This is a genomic window from Solirubrobacter soli DSM 22325 (assembly GCF_000423665.1).
Lineage (GTDB): Bacteria > Actinomycetota > Thermoleophilia > Solirubrobacterales > Solirubrobacteraceae > Solirubrobacter > Solirubrobacter soli.
On the sequence record NZ_AUIK01000029.1, the window covers coordinates 106,750 to 124,432 of the forward strand.

Consider the following 17,683-nt stretch of genomic DNA (forward strand, 5'->3'; position numbering starts at 1 on the left):
CCTAGGGGCCGGTGACCGCCCGTGTCGAGTCGCTCTGGATCTCGACCGCCGACAGCGCACGGTTGTAGACCCGGACATCGTCGATCAGGCCCTTGAACCACTCGCCCCAGACCGCGTTACCACCGATCTTCAACGCTCCCGTCGAGTTGCCCATCGCCCCGGGCGCGGTCTTGGTGGCCACCTGCGTGCCGTTGACGTAGAGCCGGACCGTGGAGCCGTCGAACGTCGCGGCGAGATGCGACCACGCGTTGAGGGTCAGACCCGCGGTCCCGCGCGCCTCGTACTCGTCGTTGGTGAACACGTTCCCGCTCGGCCGGCCCGTGTCGGTTCCCGCGTAGAGCGCGTACTGCAGACCACCCGTGCGTTCCTTGAGCAGCACCGTCCGCCACGTCGAGCCGAGCGCGTTGGGATTCACCCACGCCTCAAGCGTCATCCCGTTGCTCAGGTCCAGCGCGTTGTTGTCGGCCACCGTGACCAGGTCATTGACGCCGTCGAACGACAGCGCGCCCGCGTTCTTGCCGCTCGCCGAGCGCACCGCGCCCGAGATCGTGCCCGACCGCCCGTTGCCCGAGTTGTCCGTGGCCGTCGTGGCCGAGGACTCGTCGAAGCTGTAGGCCGCGACGAGCCCGGTCGGGGTCGCCGTCGGGGTTGCCGTGGGCGTCGCGGTGGGCGTGGCCGTGGGCGTCGCCGTCGGGGTCGCCGTGGGCGTCGCGGTCGGCGTCGCCGTCGGGGTCGCCGTGGGCGTCGCGGTCGGCGTCGGCGTCGGCGTCGGCGTCGGCGTCGGGTCCGGGTGGTCGACGGTCACCTGGATCGTCGACGACGCCCCGATCGTGCCGTCGATCCGATAGATCTCCGCCTTGAGCGTGTAGTTGCCCTCGGCAAGGCTCGTCGTGTCCCAGATCGGCATCGGGTCGATCTTCCGGCGGCTGCTGTCGAGGACCGTGCCGTTGACGCGGAAGATCAGCTTGTCCTGGGTCACGCCGCCGGTCCAGTTGAGCGCGATCTGGACCGCGCCATCGACCGCCGCGCCATCTGTAGGCGTAGCCCACGAGAGCGAGATCGCCGGCGGCAGGTCGACGACGAAGCTCCTGGGTGCCGACGTCCCGACGTTGCCGGCGGCGTCACGCGCGGTCGCCGTGACCGTGTGGGTTCCGTTGCTCAGCGAATACACGTTGAGCGGGACGTCCCAGCCCCAGTTCAGCGCGGTCACCGGTGAGCCGTAGTTGACACCGTCGACCTGGAACTGCACCGTGGTCAACCCCGGATTGTCGTAGACCGTCGCCTGCAGGCCTTGGGTGATGTTGTCGGTCATCACCTGGTTCGCGTACGGCCCGGTGATCGTCACCTTCGGCGCCACGTCCTCGACCGTCGCCTGGACCGGGTCAGACTCGCTCTGATTGCCCGCGGCATCGCGCGCCACGACCGTATACGAGTACGTCCCGGGCGCGAGCTTCGGGTCGGTGTAGGCCCGGGTCGTCGACCAGTCGCCGATGAACCCGCCGTCGCGCTTCACGCGGTAGCCGGTCACGCCGGCGTTGTCGGTCGAAGCATCCCACGCGAGCTTGACATCCGGCCCGTCGTCGTCCGCCGTGACGTTGCCGGGCTTCGACGGCGCGGCGTGGTCGGAGTTGTCGACCGTGACCTTGAACGCGTCGTACCCCATGATGTGCAGCAGCGACCAGCGTTGCACCGTGATGGTGTACGTGCCGTCGGGCACCGTCGTGGTGTCCCACGTCCTGCCGGGCGACGTGCGGGGCTCGCGAGCCCCGAGCGGCGTGCCGTTGATGAGCCACTGCGCTTCCTCCCATGGCGCGCCTGGGTCGCCCGCGAACTCCGCGTCGAGGTTGACGGTGCCGGACACGGTGGCGTTTTCCGTGGGCGACGTGATGTCGATCGTGTAGTCCTGGTCGCCCTTGATCAAGAAGCGCGCCGCGGAGTCGGTCCCGGTGTGACCCGTCGAGTCCGTCGATTCAGCGATCAAGACGTGCGGGCCGACCGTCAGCATCGACGCGGGGATTCCGAGCTGGATGTTCGTACCCGCGTCGCGCACGATCGGTGCGCCGACCGGCACGCCGTCCAGCTTGAACTGCGTCGTGATCACGCCCGGGTTGTCGTAGACCGTGGCGCTGATGAGAATGCTCCCCGGCGAGTACCACTCACCCTCGCCGCGCGGCCAGATGATGAACGTGCGCGGCGTGACGTCGGCCACCATTGCCTGGACCCCGTTGGACGGCGCGCTGAGGTTGCCGCCGGCGTCCTCGGCCACCACCTTGTAGGAGTGGGACCCGGCCGGAACGGACTGGTCGGACCAGGAGTACTGGGTCCCGGGGACGGTGGCCTGCAGGTCCGCCGCGGTGGGCGTGAAGCCGGAGTCCGTCGAGCGATAGATGCGGAACTTCGACGCGCTCGGGCTGGGCGCGTCCCAGGCGAGATTGACCCGCTCATTGGCGACCGTTGCGACCAGACCGGTCGGCTTCGCGACCGTCGGCGTCGCGGTCGGGGTGGGCGTGGCGGTCGGAGTTGGCGTGGGCGTCGCGGTCGGTGTGGCCGTCGGGGTCGTGGTGGGTGTGGCCGTCGGGGTCGGGGTGGGCGTCGGGTCCGGACCCGGGGTCGTGATCTGCGTGGCCATGTCGGTCGCGATCTCCGTGGCCGTCAGCGCGCGGTTGTACACACGGACCTCGTCGATCAGGCCGGAGAACCACTCGCCCCACACGGCGTTGCCGCCGATCCGCAGCGGGCTCGACGACGCCTTCAGGGCACCGGTGACCGCGCGACTGGAAGCCTGCGTGCCGTTGACGAACAAGCGCAGGTTCGCGCCGTCGTACGTCGCGGCGAGATGCGTCCACGAGTTCAGCGCCAGGTTGGCCGTGCCGCGCGTGTCCAGCTCGGAGTTGGTGAAGGTGTGGGCACTCGGGCGCGCCGTGTCCTCGGCCGCGTAGAGGGCGTAGGCGAGAGCGGCGGGCTGTTCCTTGATCAGCACCGTGCGCCACTGGCCGCTGAGCGTGGTCGGCTTGACCCACGCCTCGAGCGTCATGCCGGTCGCGAGATCGAGCGAGTTCGAATCAGGGACGTCAACCTTGTCGTTGACACCGTCGAAGGACAGCGCGCCGCCGAACTTGCCGGCGGTCGAGCGCGTCGCGCCGGAGATCGTCCCGGTGTTGCTCGATCCAGACGCATCGGTGACCGACGCCCCAGAGGCTTCATCAAAGCTGTACGCGCCGACCAGGCCAGCGCTGTCGGCATTGGCGGCAGCCGGCACCGCTAGGCAGATGGCGGCGCAGGCGGCCGCGACGAAACGTGAGAACCGCATGGAACCGACGCTATGCGACCGCGCAGCGATCTCACACTGGTCGAAGGGCCGGGTTTGCGGACCAGTAGGTGTTGAGGTCTCTACACGCCCGCGAGCGCTCCCGCGGCGGCAACGACCTGATCTGCCTGCTCACGGGTGAACACCGGGCTCATCGGGACGGCGAGGTTCGTGCGCGAGGCCTCCTCGGTCCCGGGGAGATCGACCCGCGCGGGGTACTCGCGCATCGCCGGCTGCAAATGCACCGGCACGCGGTAGTACGCGGCGGTGCCGATGCTCGCGTCCTTCAGCACGCCGAGAAGCTCGTCGGCGCGGTCGGACTTGACCACGTACAGGTGCCACGCGGGCTCGGCGCCGGGAGTCGGGACGGGGAGCGACACGAGCTCGCCGAAGCCCGCCTCCTCATAGGCCCGGGCAGCGGCGCGACGCCCGTCGGACCAGGTGTCCAGGTGCGGGAGCAGCACGCGCAGAATGCCTGCCTGCATTGCATCGAGACGTGAGTTGTGGCCGACCTCGGTAAACGTCCGTTTGTCCTTGGAGCCGTGGAAGCGCAGGGTCTTGATGCGGTCCGCGAGCTCATCGGAGTTCGTCGTCACCGCGCCGCCGTCGCCGAACGCGCCGAGGTTCTTGGACGGGAAGAAGGAAAAGGTCGCCAGCGTGGCGCTGAGCGCGCCGGGGCGGCGGCCGTCGGTCAGGCGGGTGCCGGCGGACTGCGCGGCGTCCTCGATCACGGGCACGCCGAGCGCCTCGATGTCGGCGATCGGCGCGACGTTGCCGAACAGGTGCACCGCGATCACGGCCTTCGTGCGCGGTGTCAGCACCGCGCGCACGTGCTCCGCGGTGCTCACGAACGTCACCGGGTCGATGTCGCACCACACCGGGGTCGCGCCGACCAGCGCGATCGGCTCCGCGGAGGCGAAGAACGTGAACGACGGGACGATCACCTCGTCCCCGGGCCCGATGCCCAACGCCCGCAGCGCGAGCAGCAGCGCGTCCGTCCCGTTGGCGACGCCGACGGCATGGGTCGTGCCGATATACCGCGCGAACTCGTCTTCGAAAGCCTCGACCTCAGGCCCGAAGATGAAGCGCTTGGAGTCGATGACCTCGTTGACCTTCGCGCGGATCTGCGCGTCGATCGGGGCGAGCGGTGTGGCGGTGTCGAAGAGCGGGACGGCCATGCCGTCCACCCTAGCGACGCTTCCGTTTGCGTCGTTCGTCGACTTCCTTGAGCAGCAGGAAGACGACCACGCCGCCCAGCAGCCCGCTGACGACGCCGGGAAGCCAGCCCGTGCGCGGGCCGAACGTGACGATGTAGAGCGCCGCGAAGACGACGCCGACGATCGCCCGGTTGCGAAGACCGAGCAGATCGTCGTGCGGCGGTTTCTCGGGCTCTACTCCCACTCGATCGTGCCCGGCGGCTTGCTCGTGATGTCGAGCACGACGCGGTTGACCTCGCGGATCTCGTTGATCATCCGCGAGGCGATCTGCTCGAGCAGGTCGTACGGCAGGCGAGCCCAGTCGGCGGTCATGGCGTCGTCCGACGTCACCGCGCGAATGGCGACCACGTAGCCGTACGTGCGCTCATCGCCCTGGACGCCCACCGTGCGGATGTCGGGCAGGACGCAGAACGACTGCCACAACTCGCGGTAGAGGCCGGCCTTGCGGATCTCGTCCTGCAGGATGAAGTCCGCGGCACGCAGGGTGTCCAGACGCTCCTTGGTGGCCTCGCCCCCGACGACGCGGATCGCGAGCCCGGGGCCCGGGAACGGCTGGCGCCAGACGAACTTCTCCGGCAGGCCGAGCTCGGCGCCGACGGCGCGGACCTCGTCCTTGAACAGCGCCCGCAGGGGCTCGACGAGCTCGAACTGCAGGTCGTCCGGCAGCCCGCCGACGTTGTGGTGGGACTTGATCGTCGCCGCCCCCGTGCCGCCGCCGGACTCGATCACGTCCGAGTACAGCGTGCCCTGCACGAGATAGTTGGCGTCGCCGATCTTCGCCGCCTCCTCCTCGAAGACGCGGATGAACTCGGCGCCGATCGCCTTGCGCTTGGCCTCCGGCTCGCTCAGCCCCTTCAGGCGCTCGAGGAAGCGCGCCTCGCCGTCCACGGCCACCAGCGGCACGTGGAACTGGTCGCGGAACGCGGCGATCACCTGCTCGCCCTCGTTCTTGCGCATCATCCCGTGGTCGACGAACACGCACGTCAGCTGGTCGCCGACCGCCTTGTGGACGAGCAGCGCCGCGACGCTCGAATCGACGCCGCCGGAGAGCGCGCAGATGACCTTGCCGTCGCCCACCTGGGCGCGGATCGCCGCCACCTGCTCGTCGATGATGTTCGCCGCGCTCCACGTGCGCGCGCACCCGCAGATGTCCTCGAGGAACGTCGTCAGGACGTGCTGGCCGTACGGCGTGTGCACGACCTCGGGGTGGAACTGGATGCCGTAGAGGTCGCGTTCGACGTCCTCGACCGCCGCCACGGGCGACTCGGTCGAGCTCGCGAGCGCCGTGAAGCCCTCAGGCGCCTCGTAGACCGTGTCGCGATGCGACATCCAGCACGCCTGCGAGTCCGGCGTTCCCGCGAGCAGGCGGCCGTGCTCGGCCACGGTGAGCTGCGAGCGCCCGAACTCCCCCACCTCGGCGCCCTCGACTCGGCCACCGAGCGTCAGCACCAGCGCCTGCATCCCGTAACAGATGCCGAGCACGGGGATGCCGAGCTCGAGCAGCGCAGGGTCGAGCTTCGGCGCGCCCGGCGCGTACACCGACGCGGGCCCGCCGCTGAGGATCAGGCCCTTCGGCGCGCGCTTGCGCACCTCCTCGACCCCCACGTGATGTGGCAGCAGCTCAGAGAACACGCCGAGCTCGCGCACGCGGCGCGCGATCAGCTGCGAGTACTGGCCGCCGTAGTCGAGGACGACGACCTCGTCCGTGGCGAGCTCGCGCTCGAGCGCGAGCTCCTCGACCGGCTGATCGGCCGGCAGCGAGGAGCCGTGCCCCAGTGAGGTGGTCTCAGTCAACTGCAACCGCGACGGCGCCGCCGCGAGCGCCCATGCCGATGGCCTGGTCGCGCTGGAGCGCCTTGCCCTCGGTCTGCAGCGCCGGCGCGATCATCAGCTCAGCGCGGTTGAACTCCGCGATGTCCTGGTAGCCGCAGGTCGCCATCGAGGTGCGCAGGCCGCCCATCAGGTTGAACGTGCCGTCGTTCTCGCGCGCGGGACCCGTGACGATCTCCTCGAGCGTGCCGTTCTGCGTCGTCTTGACGCGGGCGCCGCGCGGGAGCGTCGGGTGGAAGGTCGCCATCCCCCAGTGGAAGCCGTGGCCCGGCGCCTCGTAGGCGCGCGCCAGCGGGGAGCCGATCATCACCGCGTCGGCGCCGCAGGCGATCGCCTTGGCGACGTCGCCGCCGGTGCGCATGCCGCCGTCGGCGATCACGCGGCAGTACTCGCCGGTCTCCAGCATGTGCTGCGAGCGGGCCGCGGCCACGTCGGCGATCGCGGTCGCCTGCGGGACGCCGATGCCGAGCACGCCGCGGGTGGTGCAGGCGGCGCCGGGGCCGACGCCCACGAGCACGCCCGCCGCGCCGGTGCGCATGAGGTGCAGGCCGGTCGAGTAGGAGGCGCAGCCGCCGAGGACCACCGGGATCGGCAGCTCGCGGACGAACTCCTTGAGGTTGAGCACATGGCCCTGCGAGGAGACGTGCTCGGCCGAGATGACCGTGCCCTGGACGACCAGGATGTCGAGGCCGGCATCGAGACAGAGCTCGTAGTAGCGCTCTACCCGCTGAGGAGTCAGCGAGGCGGAAGCGACGACACCGTGGGCCTTGATCTCCTGGATGCGCTGGGTGATCAGCTCTTCCTTGATCGGCTCCTGGTAGATCTCCTGCATCTCCCGGGTCGCCTCTTCCTTGGGCAGCGAGGCGATGCGCTCGAGGATGTCGTCGGCGTCCTCGTAGCGGGTCCAGATGCCCTCGAGGTTCAGAACGGCGAGGCCGCCCAGCTTGCCGATGATCCCCGCGCTGTCCGGGGAGACCACGCCGTCCATCGCCGAAGCGAGCAGCGGAAGCTCGAAGCGGTACGGACCCAGGGTCCACGTGATGTCGACGTCGTCGGGGTCGCGCGTACGACGAGAGGGGACAATGGCGACGTCATCGAAGCCGTAGGCGCGGCGCGCCTTCTTGCCTCGGCCGATCTCAATTTCCATGACGGAATCCTAGGGTGGGGTGCGGACGACGGCCCGTGCGGGGAACCCTCTACGTTAGCCACCTCGCGGGTGGTTATGGAGACCTGGTTCCGGCAGACTGCGCACGATGCCCGAACCTGCGCACGCGCCCGCGCCTCCCGCTCCCGCGGTCAGCGTGGCCGAGCAGATCGCGGCCGTGCCCGACGCGCAGGTCGAAGCGGTGCTCTCCCTCCAGCGCACGGCGGGCAACCGTGCCACGCGCCGGGCGATCGGCCGGGCGCCGGACGATCGCACCGAGGAGATCGACCGCCACGCGGCCGACGTCGGTAACGGCCTGTCCCAGCAGACCGCCGATGCTCACAACACCGCGTTCCGCATCCTCGCCGGGCTGGACATGAAGCTGTTGCTCGACGTGCTCGCGCGCATGCGCCAGCTCGGCACGCTGCACACGGTCGAGGAGGAGCTCGCGGCGTCCGACCTCGACGAGGGCGCGAAGAACCGGGTCCAGAGCGCGCTCGACGCGCTGCGCGGGCGCGCGGGGATGGGCGAGGGCGACGTCGACGCCCTGCCCGCGGGCGAGCGCGACACGGTGGGCGAGTTCGGGCCCGCCAAGCCCGGCACCAGCGGCGACGACCCGGAGGGCAACACCTACGTCGTCTACGACGGGCAGGTCAAGACCTACTTCATGACCAAGGTCGAGCCCAAGCGCCGCTCGTCGGTCTGGCTGGCGAACAACCCCGGCAACTCCGACCAGCTCGGCGGGATGGGCTACGGCACGAGCATGAAGTGGGGCAGCCACAAGTTCGCGATCTTCCCGACGATGACCGCCGGACGCGCGGCGCTCTGGGCGAAGATCAAGGAGAAGCCGACGCTGCAGGCCTATCTGAACTACCACCTCGGTCAGCAGACGGATGGGACGTTCCCCGAGGGCAACGACCCGAACACCTATCTCAAGCACATCCAGGACAAGGCGCCCTTCGTGCAGTTCTCGACCCCGCCGAAGGAGATCGAGGAGCGCGGCGCCGTGGAGGACCTGCTGAACGGCTTCATGAACGCCGAGGGCATCGTCGAGGGCAACACGCTGACGGGCAGCGCGACCGTCAGCGCCGGGATGACCCCGGCGCAGCAGAAGACGATGACCTTCTACCTGAAGCTGCTGGGGATCAGGGCTAAGTGACCGGACTCGGCCGCTCGACCTCGACCTCGCCGAGCAGGCGCTCGACCCGCTCGGGGTCGACGAGGCCGGCGCCGAGGTGCTGCGTGGACTCGGCGCCGCACGCGACGCCGAACGCCAGCGAGTCCTCCACCGACTTGCCCTGGTAGCGGGAGGCGACGAAGCCGGCGAGGAACGCGTCGCCGGAGCCGACCGTCGCGCGCGGCTCGATCGCGCCGCCGCGGACGCGCACCCGGTACAGCGAGGGCTCGGGCGATCCGTCGGCCGGCAGCATGCGGGCGAACACGCCGTCGGTCATCGTCATGATCGCCTCGCGCGCGCCGAGCTCGCAGATCTCCTTGACGGCGTACGTGCGGTCCTCGTCGTCGTTGAACTCGTGACCGACGAGCTCCTCGGCCTCGAGCACGTTGGGCGTGATGATGTCGGGCTCGGAGCGGACCGCGCGGCGCAGCGGGTCGCCGTCCGTGTCGATCACGGTCGTGACGTTCAGCCGCCGCAGCTCGCGGATCAGGAACGCGTAGATGTCGGTGTCGACGTCGCGCGGCAGCGAGCCCGCGAACACGCACACGCTCGCGCCCTTGGCCAGGTAGAGCAGCTTGTCGACGAACAGCTCGACCTCGTGCGGCGTGACCTTCGGCCCGCGCTCGTTGATCTCGGTCTGCTCGCCGGTGGTCGGGTCGATCACCGCGGTGTTCGTCCGCGACTCCTCGCCGATCCGGACGAAGTCGCTGAGCACGGAGAGCTGCGTGAGCTGGTCGACGATGCGGGTGCCGGTCGCGCCACCCGCGAGCCCGGTGGCGATCACGGGCGCGCCGAGTGTCTTGAGCACGCGCGCGACGTTGACGCCCTTGCCGCCCGGCATCGTCGTCTGCTCGACGGTGCGGTGGCGGCGCCCGAGTCGGAAGTTGGGCACCGACAAGGTCTTGTCGATGGCCGTGTTGAGCGTGACGGTGACGATCATGCGGCGCTCGTCTGGCGGGGCCGCCGGCGGCGGATGGTCCGCGCCCGGCGACGTGCTGCCAGCAGGACCGTAGCGGCAAGCACGGCGAATGCGACGCCGATGATCAACCACGGGCTCCCCGCGGCCGCCTTCGTACGCTGCGCCGTGTTCGCCGCCGGGACCGCGGCCTGCGCGATCAGCGCCACCGTCGCGACGACCTTCCCGCCCTGGCGCACCTCGACGCTGCCCAGCCGCTGTCCGCTGCGGATCGGTCCCTCGACGACGCTCGGCGCGTCGACCTTGAGCGTCACCGCGTCGCGATGCCCCCGCTGGACGATCCGCCGGATCGTCCGATCCGGCACCAGCCTGAGCTTGGCGCCGGCCCGATAGCGGATCTTCGCCGTCGCCATCGGCCGGCCCTCGATCACCGCGCGAATGCGCTGGAACTTCGGGAATGCGTAGCGGTACAGCGCGAGCGTGTCGGCGTCGCGGGCCGCCTCGGACGGCGTGGCGAGCACGGCGCTCACGAGCTGGATCCCGTTGCGGCTGGCACTGCCCACGAGGACGTAGCCGGCGCCGCGGGTGTGACCGGTCTTGACGCCGTTGACGAACGGGTACTTGACGACCAGCGAGTTGCGGTTCGTGAACGTCCGCGGGTGGATCCCCGTCTTGAGGGTCCCTCGCGGGGAGTCCACGATCTTCTTGAAGAACGCGTTCGTGCGCAGGACCGTCGCCAGCGTGACGAGGTCGCGTGCGCTCGAGTAGTTGCCCGGGCCGTCGAGGCCGATCGGGTTGTCGTAGTGCGTGTGGTCGAGCCCGAGCTTGCGGGCGCGCTGGTTCATCTCCCTGACGAACGCCTTCTTGGAGCCGGCGACGCCCTCCGCCAGCGTCATCGCCGCGTCGTTGCCCGACTCGAGCAGCAGGCCGCGCATCAGGTCGGAGACCTTCATGCGTTCGCCCGGCTGCAGGCCGATCTGCGACTCGATCGGCGACGGCCGGTAGCTCGATGCCTTGAACGTGTCGCTCAGCTTCGCGTCCTCGAGCGTCAGCAGCGCGGTCATCAGCTTCGTCGTCGAGCCGATCGAGCGCTCCTTGTCGGCCTGGCGGGCGCACGCCACGGTCCCGGTCGAGACCTCGATGACGATCGCGCTCGGCGCCTTGACCGTGTCCGGGCAGTCCGGCGGCTTGGCCGCGTGGGCGGGCGTGGCCGTGGCTGCGAGCGCGACTGCGGTTGCGAGCGCGAGCGCCGCCTGCAGGGCCGCGCCCGGGCGGGACAGCCGGCTCACCTGAGCCTGAGTTTCTCGCCCGGCGAGAGGGTGTCCGCGTCGGGGTTGAGTTTGTTCAGCGTCTCGAGCGACACCCCGGTCTTCTCCGCGATGCCGGACAGCGTGTCGCCCGACTTGACCGTGTAGGTCTTGCGCTTCTTGCTCGCCTTGGACTTGCTCGAGGACTTCTTGGAGCCGGCGGTCGGCGTCGCGGTCGCGTTCGACCCGTTCGAGTTGGTCGGCGACTTCTGGGTGTCCTGGACGACGGAATACAGCGCGAAGGCGAAAGCGACCAGCGCGATGGGCGCGAGGAACCGCGCGGGGCTGCGACGCATCCTGAACAAGTCTATCCGAGGTTCCACGCCTGCTCGCGCAGGCGTTCCGCCTCCTCACGAGCGGCTTCCGGCGGGGGGACGTTGCGGTTGACGTGCGCGTTGGCGATCGAACGGCTCGCGGTCACGAGCCCGCCTGCGCGGCCTGGCGCGAACGCGGGAGCAAGCGCGGCGACGTCCCCGCCCTGGGCCCCGATGCCCGGCAGCAGGAACGGCGTGTTCGGCATCAGTTCCCGGAGCCGCGCGAGATGCTGCGGCTCGGTGGCGCCCGTGACGGCGCCGACGTCCTTGAGGCCGCTCGGCCCTTGTTCGCCGAGCTCATCGACGATCATCGCCAGGCGTTCCCAGAGCCGCTCGCCCGTGGAGAGCTCGAGATCCAGGATGTCCGCGGCGCCCTTGTTCGAGGTGCGCACGAGGACGAACGCCCCCGCCTCGTGGGCGCGGGCGGTGGTGATCAGTGGGATGAGCGTGTCGCGGCCGAGCAGCGGATTGGCCGTGAAGGCGTCCGCTTGGAGGCCCGACACCGGGCCGAACGGGCTCGGCGTGCTCGACACCAGCGCCTGCCCGTAGGCCTGCGCCGTGACGGGGACGTCGCCCCGCTTGCCGTCCGCCAGCACGAGCAGCCCGCGGGCGCGGGCGTGCTCACACACGTGTTCCAGCGCGAGCCAGCCCGGCGCGCCGAGGCGCTCGAAACAGGCCAGCTGCGGCTTGATGGCGATCACCGCGGGAGCCGCGGCGTCGACCAGCGCACGGCAGTGCGCAAGCACCGCCGCCGCTGTTTCCAGGCGCGAGATCACACCGGCGTTACTGAGGCCGGTGCCCGCGTCGCCCACACCCCCGGCGGCCTCCTCGGCCTCCGAGAGCGTGGACGCGAGGCGCGCCCGCGCCTCGCTCGTGGACTCGACCGCCGCCGGCCACAACTTCGCCGGATCGGGATCGATGCCCAGCACGATCTGGGACTGGCGTTCGGCCACCGCTCGGGTGAGCCGATCGCCGAAATTCGGGCGCGGGGCCGGGCGGCCATCGCCGTTGCCGTTACGCGCGGTCACTGTTCCTCTGCGCGCATCGTTCGCCCGCGTGCCCGTTCGGGCGCCGGCGAATCACCGGCGCCCCTCGAGGCGTCTTACTTGACGGCCTTCTTGAGGCCGGAGCCCGCCGTGAAGCGCGGGACCTTGCTGGCGGCGATCGTCATCGTCTCGCCGGTGCGCGGGTTGCGACCCTCGCGGGCGCCGCGCTCGGCGACGTGGAACTTGCCGAAACCGGTGAAGTTGACTTCCTCGCCTGCACCGAGAGCGCCCTCGATCGACTTGATCACGGAATCGACCGCGGCTCCGGCGTCCTTCTTGCTCAGTCCGCTGTCGGCCGCGACTCGGTCGACGAACTCGTTCTTCGTCATGCGTCCTCCTGTGTATCCCTCGGGGGATTGGGGTGGAGGGCCGAAGCTAACAGTGGCTCCGGACGGGGTTGGAGGTTTTCTCGCGAAAAAGTCGCAAATTGCGACATTTTGAGGCTCGAATTCGTACGTTTTCTTGGCTCTGGGACGCCGAAAACGGTCCTAGACCGCGTCCAGAAGAGCCCCCGTCCGGGCCTCGTCGAGGCGCCCGATCGGCCCGATCGGCGCGTTTTGGCCCCCCAGCGCGGACAGCGCCGTCCGAAGGTCATGACGCGTCACCCGCGCGAGCGCGAACGGCCCCGTGACCACCACGATCGTGTGCCGCTCGTCACGTGCGACGAACACCTTCCCGCGGGTGTGTTCACCGACGAGCTCGCCCCACGGGGCGGCGTCGTCGGGGCCGCGGACACCGGCCGTGTCGGCGCCGCCCGCCACCTCGCCCGCCGTGTCGTCGCCGCCCGCCGCCTCGCCCGCCGTGTCGTCGCCGCCCGCCACCGCGCCCGCCGTGTCGTCGCCGCCCGCCACCGCGCCCGCCGTGTCGTCGCCGCCCGCCACCTCGCCGCCGCCGCCCGCCGCGCTGCCGCCGCCCGCCACCGCGCCGCCCGCACGCGCCGCGCCGCCCGCGCCCGCCGCGCCGCCGGCCGCCGCCGTGTCGTCGCCGCCCGCCGCCTCGCCGTTCACGTGCGCGAGCGCGCGTGCCGCCTCGGCGAGCCGGGCCGGGCCGGCGAGGTGCGCGCCGCCGGCGTCGAGCACGACCGCGGCGCGGATGTCGGCACTCAACGCGGTGATGAAGTCGAGCGCGAGGGAGGGGGTGAGGGACGCCGTCGTCACGGTTCGCGACAATAGAGCGCGGTCATGTCCCAACTCGCGCGAATCTCCTGGCTCGTCACCGTCGGCATCTGCCTCATCGCGGCGCTGATCCTCCTCATCTCCGGCTACGACGGGTACGCCGGCGTCACGCTCGCGGTCGCCATCGCCGCGGGCATCAACCTGCTCTGACGCGGCGCGATCCGCGGAGCGGATCCTGGGGGTGTGATTCTCCACCGTCCCCACGGGACGGTAGATCAACACACCCCCGCCCGGACCCGCCGCCGCCGGGGGGTGTGATGCTCCGCTCCCGCATAGCGAAACACCAGCAGCACACCCCCCGGCCAGGTCGGTCGCGTCACACCGCCGGGCAGAGGTCGGTCGCGTCACAACGCCGGCCGAGGTCGGTCGCGTCGCACGGGCCGACCGGAGGGCGGTCAGCCGCGTCACGCCGCCCAAGGGGCATGGTCGGTCGCCTCACCCCGCCGGCCGGGCGACGGTCAGCCGCGTCACGCCGCCCACGGGCCGTGGTCGGTGGCGTCACAGCGCCGGGCCGACCGGGCCGAGGTCAGCCGCGTCACGCCGCCCAAGGGGCATGGTCGGTCGCCTCACCCCGCCGGCCGGGCGACGGTCAGCCGCGTCACGCCGCCCACGGGCCGTGGTCGGTGGCGTCACAGCGCCGGGCCGGCCGGGGCGAGGTCACCCACATCACGCCGCCCGGCCGGGCCGACGTCAGCCGCGACACACCCCGCCGGGGTCAGTCGCGTTTGAGGGCCTCGCCTGGGCGGACGCGGTCTTCGGGCTCGAGGTGGATCAGGACGTCGGCGCCCTTGAGCTCGTCCTCGATCGTGTCCTGGATCTCGTGGCCGAGCCGGTGCGCTTCTTCAAGTGTGGTGCCGTGGACGAACTGGACGTGCAGGTCGACGTAGCGGCGGGCGCCGGCCTGGCGGGTGCGCAGTTGGTGGTAGCCGACGACGCCGCGGTCGGCGAAGGACTCGATGGCGCTGGTGATCGCGGCGACGTCCTCGTCAGGAAGTGCCTCGTCGACCAACACGCGGATCGACCCGGCGGTGATGCGGACGCCGGTGATGACGATCGCGGCGGCGATGATCAAGGCGACGACGGGGTCGAGCCAGTGTGCGCCGGTCACGCTGACGAGACCGAGGCCGATGAGGACGCCGATCGACGTGTAGGCGTCGGTTCGGAGGTGCGCGGCGTCGCCTTCGAGTGCGGGGCTCGAGGTCTCGCGCGCGCGGCGGAACAGCCAGGTCGAGACGCCGAGGTTCGCGATGCTGGCGAAGCCGATGACGACGATGCCGATGCCGAGGTTCTGGAGCTCCGGGCCGTGGATGAGCGCGCGGATCGCGGCGTAGGCGATCACCGCGCTGCCGGCGAGGATCAGCATGCCCTCCGCGGCCGCCGCGGCGTTCTCGAACTTCTCGTGGCCGTAACGGTGTGACGCGTCGGCCGGCTCTTCCGCGCGGCGGACGGAGAAGAAGGCGATGAAGCTCGCGAGCAGGTCGATGCCCGAGTGCAGGGCCTCGGTGAGGATCGCGACCGAGCCGGTGAGCACGCCCGCGATGATCTTCAGCGCGATCAGCGTCGTGTTGGAGATGATCGAGATCGCGGCGGCGCGGCTGCGCGCGCGGGCGTGCTGCGGCTGCTCCGTCGTGGCGGCGCCGTTTACCGCGTGGCCAGCCATCGGGAGAGCTCCCGGGCGGCGTGACCACGGTGCGAGATCGCGTCCTTCTCCGCATCCGAGAGCGCAGCCATCGTCCGGCCGGGCGTCTCGTCGGCGACGAAGATCGGGTCGTAGCCGAACCCGCCCGCCCCATGCGGCTCCGCCGCCAGCGTCCCCTCGCAGCGGCCCTCGAACAGCCGCTCCTCGCCGCCGGGCTCCACGTACGCGATCACGCACACGTAGCGCGCGCGGCTTCCCGCCGGGGCCTCGCGGTGCAGCTTGGCCAGGTTCTCGCCGTCGCTGGCGTTCTCCCCCGCGAAGCGCGCGGTCCGCACGCCCGGGCGCCAGTCGAGCGCCTCGGCCTCGATCCCCGAGTCGTCGGCGAAGGCGGGCTGGCCGGTCGCCTCAGCCGCCGCCCGCGCCTTGATCAGCGCGTTCGCGCCGTAGGTCTCCCCTGTCTCCTCGGGGCTCTCCAGCCCGTCCGGCAGGGGCGCGAACGGCACCCCGGGCAGGAGGCGCTCGAACTCGCGGACCTTGTGCGCGTTGCGCGTGGCGAGGATCACGCCAGCGCGGCTTCCTGCGCGGCCCGCAACCCTTCGATGCCTGACTGCGCGAGCGCGAGCAACTCGTCGAGGTGGGTGCGCGACAACGGCGTGCGCTCGGCGGTCGCCTGGACCTCGACGAGGCCGCCGTCGCCGGTCATGACCACGTTCGCGTCGACCTCGGCGGTCGAGTCCTCGGGGTAGTCGAGGTCGAGCATCGGAATCCCGTCGACGACCCCGCACGACACGGCGGCGATGCTCCCCGTCAGCGGACTGCGTGCGATCAGGCCGTCGGTCTGCAGCTTCCGGACCGCGAGCGCGAGCGCCACGTAGCCGCCGGTGATCGCCGCGCAGCGGGTCCCGCCGTCGGCCTCGAGCACGTCGCAGTCGATGTAGACGGTCCGCTCGCCGAGCACGCCGAGGTCCGCCACTCCGCGCAGGCTGCGGCCGATCAGCCGCTGGATCTCGATCCCGCGCCCGTCCTGCTTCCCGCGCGCGATGTCGCGCTGCTTGCGCTCCCCCGTCGACGCGGGGAGCATCCCGTACTCGGCAGTCATCCAGCCTGTGCCGCGGCCCGCCATCCAGCGCGGGACCGACTCCTGGACCGACGCCGTGCAGATCACCCGCGTCCCGCCGCACGAGATCAGCGCCGAGCCGGCCGCAGTGCGGACGAACCCAGGCTCGATCGTCACGGGCCGCAGCTCATCCGCGGCCCGCCCGCCGCTGCGCGTGCGCACGCTCGTCATCGCGGCACCAGCTCCGTCTGCACCGCGACGTGCTCCACCGAACCGATCGGCAGCTGCAGGAACCGGGTGCCGGACGCGCGCAGGGCCTCGGGGTCGCCGGACGTGAGGAACCGGTATTCGCCCTCCATGCTGGAAGTGTTCCCCAGCCCGCGGCTGCCGAGCACGTGCTCCACCTGCCGCGCGATCGCCGTGCCGGAGCTGACGATCTCCACCCCGCGGCCGAGCATCCGCTGCAGCAGCGGTCCGATCAGCGGGTAGTGGGTGCAGCCGAGGATCACCGTGTCCACCTCCGCCTCGCGCAGCGGGCGCGTGTAGTGGCGGACGGCGTCGACCATCTCGGAGTCGAACGGCGATCCGCGCTCGATCAGCGGCACCAGCCCGGGGCAGGCGACGCCCGTGACGGTTACGAACGGGTCGGCCGCCGCGATCGCCTTCTCGTAGGCGCCGCTGCGGACCGTCGCCTCGGTCGCCATGTAGCCGACGCGGCCGTTGCGGGTCGCGGCCACGGCGCGCACCGCGCCGGGCTGGACGACGCCGAGCACGTCCACGCCGAGGGTCGTCTGCATGAGCCGCTCGCGCAGCGCCGGCAGCGCCGCGGAGGACGCGCTGTTGCATGCGACGACGAGCAGCTTGATCCGGCGCGCCAGGAGCTCCTCCGCGATCTCGAGCGAGAACGCCTCGATCTCCCCCCGCGGGCGCGGGCCATACGGCACCCGCGCGGAGTCGGCGAAGTAGACGAAGTCCTCGTTGGGCAACTGCACGAGCAACTCGTGCAGCACCGTCAGGCCACCGACCCCGGAATCGAATACGCCGACGGGCCGACGGCGCAGCGCGTCGGGCGCGGACGGGGGCACGGACGGCGCGACCACGCCGCCAGTCTGGCAGGCCGTCCGGACCCGCCGTCCGTTCGCCGCGCATCAGGACTTGAGCCCGTCGATCGTCTTCTTGAGCTTGTCGGCGATCGCCCCGGCGATCTCGCCGCCCTTGATGTCCTTCGTCGCGGCGACCACGCCCGCGAGCAGGACGCCCATCAGCAGGATCAGGCCGACGTACTCGACCGTCCCCTGCCCTCGTTCTCGCAGCAGCGCGGCATGCGCGCGCCCCATCCACTCGTACACACGAGCCTCCTTCGAATCCCTGCCCGGCACCATGCGGGGCACGGTCGGGAGTCTCGGTGCGGGGCCTGCAACGTCTCTACGCGCATTCGTGACTTTTCTGCACCAAAAGTGCAACAAAAGTGTTCCCTGGCCCCATGACCAGGGGCTGGACCTGTACCTATGCGATCGGAGGGGGTCACAAGGGCCCGCCCGGCTTAGCGTCAAC

18 protein-coding genes are annotated in these 17,683 nt (G+C 71.0%); 2 read left to right on the plus strand and 16 right to left on the minus strand.

The window, feature by feature from the left end:
* Position 1: 1 nt before the first annotated feature.
* The 5 genes from G569_RS62915 to G569_RS0123765 all read right to left on the minus strand — a co-directional run bounded on the left by G569_RS62915 (position 2) and on the right by G569_RS0123765 (position 7,501).
* Positions 2 to 3,310 (minus strand): LamG-like jellyroll fold domain-containing protein, encoded by a 3,309-nt coding sequence (locus G569_RS62915; RefSeq protein WP_028065274.1) that lies wholly within the window; start codon positions 3,308 to 3,310, stop codon positions 2 to 4.
* Positions 3,311 to 3,390: 80 nt separating this feature from the next.
* The gene (locus G569_RS0123750) at positions 3,391 to 4,485 is read right to left on the minus strand and encodes a DegT/DnrJ/EryC1/StrS family aminotransferase (RefSeq protein ID WP_028065275.1); all 1,095 of its coding nucleotides are present in this window, start codon (positions 4,483 to 4,485) and stop codon (positions 3,391 to 3,393) included.
* Between the two features lie 10 nt (positions 4,486 to 4,495).
* On the minus strand, positions 4,496 to 4,708 hold the full coding sequence (locus tag G569_RS0123755) for a hypothetical protein (protein WP_028065276.1): 213 nt from the start codon (positions 4,706 to 4,708) through the stop codon (positions 4,496 to 4,498).
* Positions 4,699 to 6,282, minus strand: coding sequence for a glutamine-hydrolyzing GMP synthase (gene guaA / locus G569_RS0123760; protein ID WP_053226898.1), 1,584 nt, complete (start codon positions 6,280 to 6,282; stop codon positions 4,699 to 4,701). Before guaA ends, G569_RS0123755 begins: the two co-directional genes overlap by 10 nt.
* A gap of 28 nt (positions 6,283 to 6,310) precedes the next feature.
* Positions 6,311 to 7,501, minus strand: coding sequence for a GuaB3 family IMP dehydrogenase-related protein (locus G569_RS0123765; protein WP_028065278.1), 1,191 nt, complete (start codon positions 7,499 to 7,501; stop codon positions 6,311 to 6,313).
* Between the two features lie 106 nt (positions 7,502 to 7,607).
* Here G569_RS0123765 and G569_RS0123770 point away from each other — a divergent pair, with 106 nt between their 5' ends.
* On the plus strand, positions 7,608 to 8,657 hold the full coding sequence (locus G569_RS0123770) for a hypothetical protein (RefSeq protein WP_157592259.1): 1,050 nt from the start codon (positions 7,608 to 7,610) through the stop codon (positions 8,655 to 8,657).
* Here G569_RS0123770 and G569_RS0123775 read toward each other — a convergent pair.
* The 6 genes from G569_RS0123775 to G569_RS58770 all read right to left on the minus strand — a co-directional run bounded on the left by G569_RS0123775 (position 8,650) and on the right by G569_RS58770 (position 13,415).
* Positions 8,650 to 9,615, minus strand: coding sequence for a 1-phosphofructokinase family hexose kinase (locus tag G569_RS0123775; protein WP_028065280.1), 966 nt, complete (start codon positions 9,613 to 9,615; stop codon positions 8,650 to 8,652). The genes G569_RS0123770 and G569_RS0123775 overlap by 8 nt on opposite strands.
* Complete coding sequence (locus G569_RS0123780; protein WP_028065281.1) at positions 9,612 to 10,880, minus strand: D-alanyl-D-alanine carboxypeptidase family protein; 1,269 nt, start codon at positions 10,878 to 10,880, stop codon at positions 9,612 to 9,614. Before G569_RS0123780 ends, G569_RS0123775 begins: the two co-directional genes overlap by 4 nt.
* A complete protein-coding gene (locus tag G569_RS51015; RefSeq protein WP_157592260.1) occupies positions 10,877 to 11,194 on the minus strand; it encodes a LysM peptidoglycan-binding domain-containing protein in 318 nt (105 codons plus the stop codon). The genes G569_RS0123780 and G569_RS51015 overlap by 4 nt, the downstream gene beginning before the upstream one ends.
* A gap of 11 nt (positions 11,195 to 11,205) precedes the next feature.
* On the minus strand, positions 11,206 to 12,240 hold the full coding sequence (gene pyrF, locus G569_RS51020) for an orotidine-5'-phosphate decarboxylase (protein WP_053226881.1): 1,035 nt from the start codon (positions 12,238 to 12,240) through the stop codon (positions 11,206 to 11,208).
* Positions 12,241 to 12,314: 74 nt separating this feature from the next.
* Positions 12,315 to 12,587: an HU family DNA-binding protein gene (locus G569_RS0123795; protein ID WP_028065282.1), complete on the minus strand. Its 273-nt coding sequence runs from the start codon at positions 12,585 to 12,587 to the stop codon at positions 12,315 to 12,317.
* A 159-nt stretch (positions 12,588 to 12,746) separates the two neighbouring features.
* Positions 12,747 to 13,415: a hypothetical protein gene (locus G569_RS58770; RefSeq protein WP_053226882.1), complete on the minus strand. Its 669-nt coding sequence runs from the start codon at positions 13,413 to 13,415 to the stop codon at positions 12,747 to 12,749.
* Positions 13,416 to 13,439: 24 nt separating this feature from the next.
* Between G569_RS58770 and G569_RS63985 the strand changes: the two genes are divergently transcribed.
* The gene (locus G569_RS63985) at positions 13,440 to 13,583 is read left to right on the plus strand and encodes a hypothetical protein (protein WP_169542228.1); all 144 of its coding nucleotides are present in this window, start codon (positions 13,440 to 13,442) and stop codon (positions 13,581 to 13,583) included.
* Between the two features lie 565 nt (positions 13,584 to 14,148).
* On the opposite strand, the gene G569_RS0123810 is transcribed toward G569_RS63985, so the two are convergent.
* From G569_RS0123810 to G569_RS0123830, 5 genes are read right to left on the minus strand one after another with little or no spacing between them, the layout of a single operon-like run.
* The gene (locus G569_RS0123810) at positions 14,149 to 15,093 is read right to left on the minus strand and encodes a cation diffusion facilitator family transporter (protein WP_053226883.1); all 945 of its coding nucleotides are present in this window, start codon (positions 15,091 to 15,093) and stop codon (positions 14,149 to 14,151) included.
* Positions 15,075 to 15,635, minus strand: coding sequence for an RdgB/HAM1 family non-canonical purine NTP pyrophosphatase (gene rdgB, locus G569_RS0123815; protein WP_028065284.1), 561 nt, complete (start codon positions 15,633 to 15,635; stop codon positions 15,075 to 15,077). The genes G569_RS0123810 and rdgB overlap by 19 nt, the downstream gene beginning before the upstream one ends.
* Positions 15,632 to 16,360 (minus strand): ribonuclease PH, encoded by a 729-nt coding sequence (gene rph / locus G569_RS0123820; RefSeq protein ID WP_028065285.1) that lies wholly within the window; start codon positions 16,358 to 16,360, stop codon positions 15,632 to 15,634. The genes rdgB and rph overlap by 4 nt, the downstream gene beginning before the upstream one ends.
* On the minus strand, positions 16,357 to 17,229 hold the full coding sequence (gene murI, locus G569_RS0123825; protein WP_053226884.1) for a glutamate racemase: 873 nt from the start codon (positions 17,227 to 17,229) through the stop codon (positions 16,357 to 16,359). The genes rph and murI overlap by 4 nt, the downstream gene beginning before the upstream one ends.
* Before the next feature lie 48 nt (positions 17,230 to 17,277).
* Positions 17,278 to 17,478, minus strand: a complete 201-nt coding sequence (locus G569_RS0123830) for a hypothetical protein (protein WP_028065287.1) — start codon at positions 17,476 to 17,478, stop codon at positions 17,278 to 17,280.
* Positions 17,479 to 17,683: the final 205 nt, after the last annotated feature.

Bases quoted from the DNA above. Each gene is read 5' to 3' on its own strand.
- G569_RS62915 (WP_028065274.1), bottom strand. From the start codon at position 3,310: ATGCGGTTCTCACGTTTCGTCGCGGCCGCCTGCGCCGCCATCTGCCTA.
- G569_RS0123750 (WP_028065275.1), bottom strand. From the start codon at position 4,485: ATGGCCGTCCCGCTCTTCGACACCGCCACACCGCTCGCCCCGATCGAC.
- G569_RS0123765 (WP_028065278.1), bottom strand. From the start codon at position 7,501: ATGGAAATTGAGATCGGCCGAGGCAAGAAGGCGCGCCGCGCCTACGGC.
- G569_RS0123770 (WP_157592259.1), top strand. From the start codon at position 7,608: ATGCCCGAACCTGCGCACGCGCCCGCGCCTCCCGCTCCCGCGGTCAGC.
- G569_RS0123775 (WP_028065280.1), bottom strand. From the start codon at position 9,615: ATGATCGTCACCGTCACGCTCAACACGGCCATCGACAAGACCTTGTCG.
- G569_RS51015 (WP_157592260.1), bottom strand. From the start codon at position 11,194: ATGCGTCGCAGCCCCGCGCGGTTCCTCGCGCCCATCGCGCTGGTCGCT.
- G569_RS0123795 (WP_028065282.1), bottom strand. From the start codon at position 12,587: ATGACGAAGAACGAGTTCGTCGACCGAGTCGCGGCCGACAGCGGACTG.
- G569_RS63985 (WP_169542228.1), top strand. From the start codon at position 13,440: ATGTCCCAACTCGCGCGAATCTCCTGGCTCGTCACCGTCGGCATCTGC.
- G569_RS0123810 (WP_053226883.1), bottom strand. From the start codon at position 15,093: ATGGCTGGCCACGCGGTAAACGGCGCCGCCACGACGGAGCAGCCGCAG.
- rph (WP_028065285.1), bottom strand. From the start codon at position 16,360: ATGACGAGCGTGCGCACGCGCAGCGGCGGGCGGGCCGCGGATGAGCTG.